This window comes from Brevibacillus daliensis (genome assembly GCF_021245735.1).
Taxonomy (GTDB): domain Bacteria; phylum Bacillota; class Bacilli; order Brevibacillales; family Brevibacillaceae; genus Brevibacillus_B; species Brevibacillus_B daliensis.
In genome coordinates, this window is record NZ_JAJISB010000060.1 from 1 (window position 1) to 11016 (window position 11016).

Below are 11016 nucleotides of genomic sequence, written 5' to 3' on the forward strand. Positions count from 1 at the left end.
ACTTAACTTTTTTGTGTCCAAGATATTGACTCAGATCCAATTTCAATAATTTTCCCCAAGTTCTATTATGAAAATTACCATGTAATGAAGTAACTCTCTTGTATTGTATATTAAACTGTGAATAAGCAACACTTTAACTACAACCAAAATTATGATTCAATATACCTATGAGAAAATATAGCCATTTTTTCGAAGGAGGGATTCTCTAATGCAAGATATAAACGGGTATAAAGTTGTCCGAAATTTAGGTGGGGGTAGTTTTGGAACTACTTATCAAGTTGAAAAAGACGGAGTTCATTTTGCGCTAAAATTAATTCGAGAAAACATCATGAATAAAGAAGCTATAGATTCTAGACGGATTGAACGGGAAATTAGAATCCTTAAAGAAATTGAAAACCCATTTGTGGTGAAGTACATAGACGATGGTTATATTAGCGATGGACTTCAAAAGTACCGATATATCGTAATGGAATATGCCGATGGCGAAACATTGGAGCAATATTTATCTAAAAATACACTTACTATACAGGATTCTTGCTTGTTAGTAAAAAACATATTCCAAGGTATCAACGCCCTACATAAGGAAAATGTTATACATCGTGACTTAAAGCCTGCAAATATAATGATAACCAGTAAGAGTAATGACATAAAAATACTAGACTTTGGCATATCAAAGTTGATTGATGCAAGTACTTTAACAGTAACGGGGCAAATGATGGGTACTTATGCATATATGCCTCCTGAACAACTTAATTCCGCAAAGGAGATTGATTACAGAGCAGACTATTACTCAGCCGCTGTAATCCTCTATGAAGCAATTACTGGTGAAAGACCCTTAAAAATGAGAAATCAGTTAGAAGCAATTAGGAAAATTCTTATGGAGATTCCTGAACCGCTAGCTAAATTAAGCCCTAATGTTCCAATCGATATTTCTGAAATGGTCGAAGTCTTACTAAAAAAAGAACCATACGAACGTTCCATATCATTTGAGGAAATAATACTTCGACTGGACAGACATAGACGCATAGTTAACAGAACATCTTCAAAAATTACCTCAGTTTATTTTAATACCAACTTAGAATTTCTCCCTATGACGATTCATAATGATACAAAGTCGGTAGTCGAGTACCATAATCAGAACAAAATAAAAGGAGCTATTTTTAATGCTCCCCAACTAATACAATCACCTAAAAACTTTCAACTACTAGCAAGTGAACAGAATTTAAAACTGATAATCGACCCTTCTACACAAACATTAGGTTACTCAGCTTTTACACAAAAACCAACTTATAAGAAACTTCCATACTTAATTAACCCATTAAAAAAAGAAACACCCAATGATTTCTTAACCGCAACATCTATTCAGCAACGAGTTAAAGGTGTTCTAGATTATCAACTGAAGTTTGGAGCAACCCTACTATTGTCTCCTTTTCACTTCTTAGATAAGGACGATAGTGACTGGATAAACGTAGATTATAACACTTATAAAGAAAGCAAATCGTACTTATTAGACAAGAACATTAAATTGCCTTTATACTATGGTATTTCACTTGATATTGAGCAGTATGAGGAAACTAACAAAATAAAGGATTTGGTTAATCTTATTACTTCTGCCAATCCAGACGGATTCTACCTACAAATTGCAGGTAGCTTCGATTCAACAAATAGCAATCATTACTATTCCTATGCTTATCTCGTAAAACTGCTTGCTGAAACAAAAAAAGAAATCATTTTAACTCGAATTAATGATTTCTCACTGGGCTTATTAGCCCTTGGAGCCAATAGCATAGCTACAGGCTTAGGTCAAAGCGATAATTTCCGTGAAGGATTACTTAATAAGGCGGAATCAACTGGTGGGGCTGTAAGAAGATATTATATCGAGGATCTAATGGGATTATTTAACAAGAATATCCTTCAGGATATTCTTTCCACTAGTGCTGGAAAGAAATGCATTTGTAACTGTATGTACTGTAATGGTTCTGTCAATCCTGAACATCTAAGTCAGTTCAACAATGCAATAAATCACCACCTATATACAAAACATCAACAAATGGAGAAATTTTCAGCTTTACAGCCACAGGAAAGATTAAAAAAATTCACCGAAAATACTTCTTCAGCTATTCAATTAATCAAAGATATTAATCGCGAGAAAAGAATCAAAAACTTCGGGCATTCACATATAGAAACGTGGAGAGATGTAATTTTAGAAGTTTCTAAAACTAAGTTAAATTATGTTTCTCAATTTTAGCTTCCTCATTTTTAAAAATGATTTCTTCTGAAACTTTATAGCGCATAAACGAGTCAGTTGGCTTTTGAATAGAAGGTTTTACAAGTTCTTTTATTTCCGCCCCAACTGATAGCAATCCAACGTTATATCTACTAAATTCACTTTTGTCAGCCCTATGAACATATTTTTCATCCATAGCCAAGTAGGTCTTATTAGCAAAACGTTGATACCTTATTGCTTGTGCTAAACCCTTATTCCAATCTTCAAGCTTTGCTTCTATTGCAGTAACCATTGGTGAGAACAATTTAAATGAGGGGGTTCTATAATATTTAGAATCGCCTCTTTTTATTGCCCCAACGTCTTCAAGGTTCTTTATAATGGAGTATTTCATTTTTGATCTTGATATGAAGTGCTTAGAGACTAGTTCGTCTAAATCTACTCCATTTCGTTTCCTAATATATTCAAATACTTTGATCTCGTCAATATGCTTCAAATGAACTCCTTTTCTATCTTCAAGAAAACGAAGTAGGTCTGCTCTATTTCGAACTATTACTAAATCAGATATACCATAACCAACACCAAGTTCTTTAACAATAAAATACTTTTGATAATAATGAACTAGTCTTTCGACTAATTCCTCCTCTGTCTGGAACACGTCACATTCACCTTTTCCTCAATATAAAAACAAACAATCTAAAATCCATTATACCTTAACAATAAATACATCTAAAACATATTCTAAACACTTTCTAACTGTTAAAATTCAGCCAAATTAATACCTGGTTAAAAAGAATAATTATACTGAGTTGGTTTCGTAATCCACCCATCTTTTAACCATATTTTTCTTTACATACAATCAAATGCATTACTTCTATGCTTTTGATGTATGTTCCTGATATTCCTGCACAATCTTATAAAAAGTGTTCTTTTTAAGCCCCAGTATTTTAATGAACTTTACAGCTGTTATCTGTTTGCTTTGCCATTTTGGATAATTTGATTCCAGTATTAGTTTCTGTTCATTAGTCAAAGTGTGTTCATCTGAGGTCTGTCTAGATGCTTTCCCTTTGCATTAGCAACTGATATTCCTTCCATTTATCTTTGCTTGATGTTCTCACGTTCACGTTCAGCCACGAAAGAAAGCACCTGTAACACCAATTCACTTACGAACGTCCCTAATGTGTCCTTATACTGTGAAGTACCCAATAAGGGCATATCAAGCACCTTTATATCCGCTTTAACTTCTTGAGTGATGTGTTCCCATTCCTTTTTGATTTCCTTACTGTTACGTCCAAAACGGTCTATTGTACAATAAATCTCCTTTGCGTAAGCATTGCTTTAATGCATGATACTGAGGTCGGTCGAAATTTTTTCCGCTTTCCTTATCAATGAAAATGTCGCGTTTATTTACACTAAGCTGCATCATTTCATGTAACTGCCTTTCAGGGTTTTGGTCTTTTGCAGAAACTCTAATATAACCAAATGTTAGCTGTCATAAATGCATCCCTCTTTTTAATAAAAAAAGTTCTTTATACTCCAATTCTCGTGTCACTACTTGCATATACCTTATAAGAGAAGAATTGCTTTAAACCAATTGTTCAAAATTTATATAGGAGCAATAGTTCACAAGACTATCAAGTTGTCAAAGTCACAAAAATAGAGGCTACAAATGGGGCGGATACTTTACAGGATATTTAGTTTCAGTCATTACAGGTAAGATATGTACACTTCTATACCCAAACTCATACGAAAACTTTAACGATACGAACGCCCTTTTTCTTATCTACTATGTGATTTTTCATTTTTATTTGTTCATAATTCTATTCTTAAGTGAATCAATTTCATAATGGCTTTTTTGAAAAATGATTAGGGTGGTCCCGTCGGGACCTTAACCAATTTTTAAAAACTAAGCTACTACTTTCTGTGTTTTCTTTTTATCATCTAATTCTTTACGAATTCGATCAACTGCTAATTTGGATGCATTATAAACAAGAGTAACTAAATCAAAATGGACTTTGGCTCTCTTCCCTGTACGATAACGGACATTATTTAATTGAAAGAACTCTTTTAAGTAAGCATTCACTCGTTCTACAGAAGTCCGCTGATCAAAAAGTTTATTCAATGTTTGTGTTCCTCTGGCAGGAGCTGTGTATTTTCTGCAATCCGTTTCAATCTTCATTTTATAGACCTTTTGGCAGAGAGAATCGTGAGCTAATGGACAACCTTTACATTCTATTGGGCGTACATATTTTAATGTTTTGTACTTCGTATCATAACTATCGTAACGATACGAAAATTCTCTGACACAAGTTGGTGCAAAATTTGAATCAAACCCAATCATTTCTCCTTCATTTCGCTTGTTATAAGCAATAATTGCGTTAGCATTCATACGCATGATTTGTTGATAGATTGGGACATAATCATATCCAGCATCCATAATTCCATAGCGTAAAGGCTTAGGAAGAAGCGATTGAATGCCTTTCAACAAAGGAATTGCGGCCTTTCCGTCGTTCAAACTGCCTGAAGACATGAGGGAACCCAGGATATACTGACTTTTTGTGCCAACTACAAGATGAGCTTTATATCCAAACCAAAATACATTCTTTCCCTCGCTGTTTTTCTTAATACCCCAATCTGGTTTGACCGGAACTTGGGACCGAAGGTCCTCTAATGTGGCATCTAGCTGGTCGGCAATTGTCTTTTCATATAAAGACTTCTGAGCTTCTTGTTCTTTCTTTTGCATGTCATACATTTCTTTTTCAGCTTTTGATTTACGTCCACGCTTTTTAGGCTCTTGCTTTGGCTGTTTTTCTTGTGCGTGCCCTCGATCTCGAGATTCAAAATGAGTCGCATCTATCGCCACTACGTCATCGTTAATAAATTTCTCGTTGTTCGCTTGAAGAACTACCTTTTTTTGAATCTTCTCCAGAATGGTTGTTTCAGAAAGTTTTTGAACTAACCGAGAATAGGATGCTTCGGAAGGAAGTGTATCGGAAAAAAAGAAAGCCACACTCCATTCGAAAGATAAAGTCGTGCTTCAGTCGTTTCCGCAAGTCTTTCACAGTTGGAATCCGTTCCACGATTCGAGCGACCAGTGAATACAACATAGCACCATAATTTAAACCTGTTGGCGCTCCATAGATTGACTTTTTGGAAATGGAGTAAAGTATAGGTTCAATGTCAAGCGTAGAGAAAATTGCATCAAATCGTTTGGGAGGTTCTAAATCAAATAAATCTTGTATATCAAATAGGCTTCCTTGTTTTATAATAGACATGGGAGTCACCACCGTTCTCTTAAGTTTTGGTCGCACTTAACTTATTAGAGATTTGGGGAGGTACTCCTTTTTCTATGCCTTGAAACCCTTGAGTCCGTTGGGCTCAGAAATATGAAATTGATTCATTTAATATTATTTAAATTTTACTAAAATATTTATTGCTAGAAAAAGACGAGGTTTTTAGATATTCTTGTCGAATAGTGTTTTTATTTGAATTCTATTTTGGAGTGTGTATATAAATTGATTAATAAGTATGATCACCTTACGAAAGAAGAATTGATTTCTATTCTAAACAAACGAGATGCAACTCGTAAGCTTGGTCTTGTATGGGAAAGAGATGAACTTGAACACGAAAAATCTTTGAACAATGATTTCATCGCAGTAGATTTTATTGAACACCTCTCACTAGGAGAAGAAAACTTTGAAAATTTATTAATAGAAGGTGATAATTTTGATGCTCTTCGCTATCTCCATATCGCTTACAAAAATAGAATAAAATGCATTTATATTGATCCCCCATATAATACAGGGAATAAAGATTTTATTTACAATGATAGTTTCGTTGATAAAGACGATGCTTGGCGACACTCAAAGTGGCTTGAGTACATGTATCGTAGATTAACACTCGCTAAAGATCTATTATCCTCGGATGGAGTTATATTTGTATCCATTGGAGAAGAAGAATTTGCACACTTATCTTTGTTAATGGATCAAGTATTTGTCGGCATGAAGGTGGGCACTTTTGTTTGGCGTCGAAGAAGTGGTGCCAATGATGAAAAAAACTGGTTCTTAAGTTCAGATCATGAGTACGTACTTTGTTATGCAAACCCTGGCTTCTCATTCGCAGGTACTCAAAAAGACTGGTCTAAAGCAAATGACGATGGGGATGCTAGAGGGCCTTGGGTTGATGGCCCTCTTAACCAGGGGAAGGATATTAAACTTAGACCAGAATCATTTTACCCAATATTAAATCCAAATACAGATATATGGTACCCTTGTGACCCTGATAGTGTATGGAGATTCGCTTCAAAAGTAAAATCACCACATAAAAAAATTCGCACGAAATTTATGGAGGACTTAATAGAAGAGAACAGAATTTCCTGGCCAGAGAATGAAAGTATAGTATCATACAATACTCTAGATGAATTATTAGATGCCATCAAACTTGGAACAGCCCCACACAATCTACGTGTTTATGAAAGATTAGATACCTACGAACAGAAAATAATTAATAACATTCCTAATTTAGAGTTCTGGGTCGGAAAAAACATAGGTACAGGTAAACCAAGACTAAAAAGATTTATTACTGAGATCAAAAAAAGCGATAAACCATTATCCACTTGGATACTCCCCTCTTCAATTAAAAAAATTGATTTAGAGTGTATTGATTTAGAGCAAGTTGATCACTTTCAAGTTGGTTATACAAGCGAAGGTACAACTTTACTTTCAAGGATGATAGGAAATAAAGATTTTCCCTATCCTAAACCATTGAGTTTAATAAAAACCCTGATAAATCAAGCAACCGATTCCCATTCTGATGAGATTATTTTAGATTTCTTTGCGGGAAGTGGTACAACCGGGCATGCAGTACTAGATTTAAATTCTGAAGATGGCGGTAACAGAAGATTTATTTTAGTTTCTAGTACAGAAGCTACAACTAAGAATCCAAACAAAAATGTTTGTAAGGATGTAACTTTCAAACGATTAAAAGCAGCAATCGAGGGTTACAGCTGGCGAGATGCTAGAGGAACTCACGAAGTAGAGGGCTTATTTGGCACATTCGCTTACATGAAAACTAAAAGAATCCCAGTTGAGTCGATTCATCTTAATATATCTCACGAACAAGTTTGGTATGGATTGCAACTTTTCCATCAAGTAGGGATAACCCCTTACAGAACAGATAAGGAAGTTCAGAGAGTGATAATAAACCAAACTGAGGTTATTTATGTACCCAATCTTAATCAAAATGTAATTAATGAACTCAAATTACTTCAAAACGAGTACTACTTAGTTATTTATTCTTGGCAGCCTGGTTTACTTCAGCAACAAGTTAGTTTTAAAAATGCATTAATAGAGAGAATTCCTGAATTTCTTATTGAACAATTTGGTGGGGGTATTACAAAATGATTCTTATACCAAAAGATTTTCAAAGAGAGGCTATTAATCACGCTACTACATTATTGTCTGACGCCTTACAAGAACTTAGTAGACTTAAAAGAAATGACGATTTCATTTCCCAAAAAAACGTAGTTGTTTCTCATAAAGGATACCTACTTTTCGAAGCACCTACAGGTACTGGAAAGACATTTATGGCAGGTAAAACGATAGAGCAAATCAGCCGCAATTTTAAAGTTATATGGCTATGGTTCGCTCCATATACCGGCCTAACAGAACAAGCAGCTCAAGTTATCAGAACTCAATTTAGATTTTTAAGAGATAAGGATATATCTTCTGATCGAACCATTGAAGACCTGAAATCTGGTGATATCTTCGTAACTACATGGGCCAATGTTGCTGTTTCAAACTCAGAAACTAGGAAGGTTAGAACAAATTCAGAAAAAATGCCTGCGATTGATGGATTAATTGAGTACGCGAGAAGTCAGAACTATTTTATTGGCGTTATGATAGATGAAGCACATCACTCTTTTAAAGAAAATACACAAGCCTTAAATTTTTATCAAAACGTTATTAAGCCAGATATTACAATCCTAGCAACAGCAACGCCAAAGGATAAAGACATTGAATCCTTTAAAGAAGTAAACCAAATCAAAAATATTCACCACGTATCAATTTCGAGAGATCAAGGTATCAAAGCAGGACTAATAAAAAAAGGGATAAAAGTTGGTGTTTTCAAAGCACAACAGAACATAGAAAATTTAATTGATTTTCGAAGTACTGCTCTAAGATGTGGAGTTGAAACGCACAACGAGATAAAAGCCATACTAGAATCGATTGAATCTGGTATTAAACCACTACTGTTAGTTCAAGTAGACTCAAACGATGAAAGCATTACAACTACCAAAAGATGGCTTAAAGAACTTGGCTTCAATGAGGACAACATACGTACTCATACCGCAGATGAACCTGATCCACATTTAGCAGCAATTGCTCATGATGAAACAGTTGAGGTTCTAATTTTCAAAATGTCGGTTGCTACTGGATTTGACGTTCCACGTGCATTTACTCTAGTCTCCATGAGAAACAATAGGGATGCTGATTTTGGAATACAAATTGTCGGGAGAATAATGCGTGTTGACCGTCGACTTCAGGTATTATCCAACTTACCGGAAGAATTACATTTTGGTTATGTTTTCCTATCAAATAAAGAGTCTCAAACTGGACTAATCTCTGCCGCTGATAGAATCAACCAAATAAAGGATGAATTATCTCCATTATCTCCTTCTGTGGATGTTGTAGTTCTTGATAATGGAGTTAATTTTGTTGTAGATGGACAAGTTACGTTAAATATATCTGATACTGATTTAGATAGGGCTACACGTACAGAGATTAGTACACCAAATAATCTAATACCTACGGAAAACGATGATTATTCCCATGGATCGAAGGATTTTCCAATCACTATTGTTAGTCCTCAAGGTCAGCTTTCAATATTTTTCGGTGGTACAACCTCCTTTCATGTAAAAGAGGATAAGCAACATTTCAGGCTGGAAAATGAGGACAATTCCAAAAATGAAGGCCCAAATAACAATAAAGTTTCTCTTACTCATAAACACTATTATTACGGGTTACGAAAGGACCTAGATTTCCCTAGGAAGTTTAAAACAGCAGTTTTCTCTCTCAATTCAGGAAGCATTATTACAAGCATTGTTGAAAGATTTAGGTTCGACGAAAGAGTTCTTGTAGCCTCTCAACAAAACGCTACAAAAATTTTAATGGAGAGTATTGAAATCTTCGCCTCTACAAAAGATCGCCCTAAAGAAATAAACGCTATACTAGCTCAAAAAGAAATAGATAGGCTAGCCCAGATAACCCTATTTGAATCGGACAAAGATGGTATGATCGAGGTTCGATCCTTACACCATGAACTGGAAAAAAGATTGAAGAAAGAATTTGAACAGCTCGGTTGGATACATATGCTTAAGCCAGAAACTATCAGACAAAGTCTTCATAAAATACTAGTGCTAAAACCTAATGTTCTAAAACAAGCAACACATGAGGCTTTGAGAGAACATATTGAAACCATTGATACAGACGAACTTCCTGCAGAACTTATTTGTGACAACAAACTTGAACCTTCAAGATTTAATATTTATGGGGTGTTCCCAGATGATCTTAATAGTTGGGAAAGAGCACTTGCCGAGCAACTAGATAACGATCTTGATGGAACAATTAAATGGTGGCATCGAAATCCAGTAAAAAAGAGTTATTCAGTTCGAATTCCTATTCCTGGACACCCTGACTTCCACCCAGATTTTATCATTGGTGTAAATGGTAGAACTAAAGGCGAGGGTATACTTCTTGTTGAGGTAAAAAGAATAATTAATGATGAAAAGAAAAACTCTCAGATTAAATCCCAAACCGATCATCCCGACTATAAAAAAGTCATGATGTTGTTTTGGGAAGACAACGAAAGATGGATGATTGTTGAATATGATGAAGATAAAGATAAAAATATATTAGACAGGGTATTTCGACTTACTCATATGAAAGAATATTAGAACTCGTGGTTTTACTTTCAATAATATGAAGTGAGGGAAGTTTATTCAGCTCTCTGTTAAATCCATTATTTTACATTTGAATAATATTCTAGTAAAACTAACAATTACTCGTACTAATATATTGTACAAAGTGTATGATACTTATGTTTCAACAACTAGATTAATTATTTTAATATGCACTGGATGGGATGCTTTAATAAGCCCTCCCCTCTTAAAGATTCTTTTTATAGTAGTTGGGTAAAATTCAAATGTAAGGATATCTTCCGAAAAGCTAAGTATAGTTTTTTCCATATTAAAAATAATCTCTGCACTTTGATCATTAACTTGTCAAGTAGTAAAAAAACTCTGTTTTTGCGGCGATCACTTCTCGATTTTTAATCAGGGAGTGGTCGCCAAGTTTTTTGAAACCTGTGTATGTAAAAGGGATAATTCCAACAATCAATATGATCAAAGACGAAAAAGTTGGCCCGTTTTTTAGCATACAATATCCAACAATCGATATTTCAGATAATGGCAAGAAAAATCTAAAAATTACCAAGATAAATATAAACAATTATTATCTTCTAATACTTATAGTTTCTTGAGTTTTTTTGAAAACTAGGTGGAATTTCTGTTGATGACGAAAACAACAAATAGCGCTTGATAGAATATACCGGTACTTTATTGAGTCTTTAAATAAGTATTCACCTGTACCTTCGAATTATGCCGCCCGTTTAAAGGCGTTTTTTCATTTAGCAAACAGTTCTATAATTATATATTAACTTAATCTCTTTTCATATTCATTCTCTCACATAGGTACTGGAGTTAGTATAGTTTCATGGACACATCTTGGTTAAGT

At 34.5% G+C, this 11016-nt stretch carries 4 protein-coding genes and 2 pseudogenes; 3 read left to right on the forward strand and 3 right to left on the reverse strand.

The genetic code is table 11. From position 1 onward, the window contains the following. The first annotated feature begins 208 nt into the window (after positions 1–208). Complete coding sequence (locus LM917_RS24055) at positions 209–2248, forward strand: serine/threonine protein kinase (protein WP_232700233.1); 2040 nt, start codon at positions 209–211, stop codon at positions 2246–2248. On the opposite strand, the gene LM917_RS24060 is transcribed toward LM917_RS24055, so the two are convergent. The 3 genes and pseudogenes from LM917_RS24060 to LM917_RS24070 form a co-directional block, all read right to left on the reverse strand. Next, positions 2220–2882, reverse strand: a complete 663-nt coding sequence (locus LM917_RS24060; RefSeq protein WP_232700234.1) for a hypothetical protein — start codon at positions 2880–2882, stop codon at positions 2220–2222. The two genes, LM917_RS24055 and LM917_RS24060, sit on opposite strands and share 29 nt — an antisense overlap. Positions 2883–3098: 216 nt before the next feature. Next, positions 3099–3698, reverse strand: a pseudogene (locus LM917_RS24875) (recombinase family protein). 432 nt (positions 3699–4130) lie between these two features. Then, a pseudogene (locus tag LM917_RS24070) lies at positions 4131–5499 on the reverse strand (transposase). A gap of 240 nt (positions 5500–5739) precedes the next feature. Here LM917_RS24070 and LM917_RS24075 point away from each other — a divergent pair. Together LM917_RS24075 and LM917_RS24080 are read left to right on the forward strand one after the other, a co-directional pair. After that, positions 5740–7626, forward strand: coding sequence for a site-specific DNA-methyltransferase (locus tag LM917_RS24075; RefSeq protein ID WP_232700235.1), 1887 nt, complete (start codon positions 5740–5742; stop codon positions 7624–7626). Then, positions 7623–10178 carry a DEAD/DEAH box helicase gene (locus tag LM917_RS24080; protein ID WP_232700236.1) on the forward strand — a complete coding sequence of 852 codons (2556 nt, stop codon included), beginning with the start codon at positions 7623–7625 and terminating at the stop codon, positions 10176–10178. The genes LM917_RS24075 and LM917_RS24080 overlap by 4 nt, the downstream gene beginning before the upstream one ends. Positions 10179–11016 lie beyond the last annotated feature (838 nt).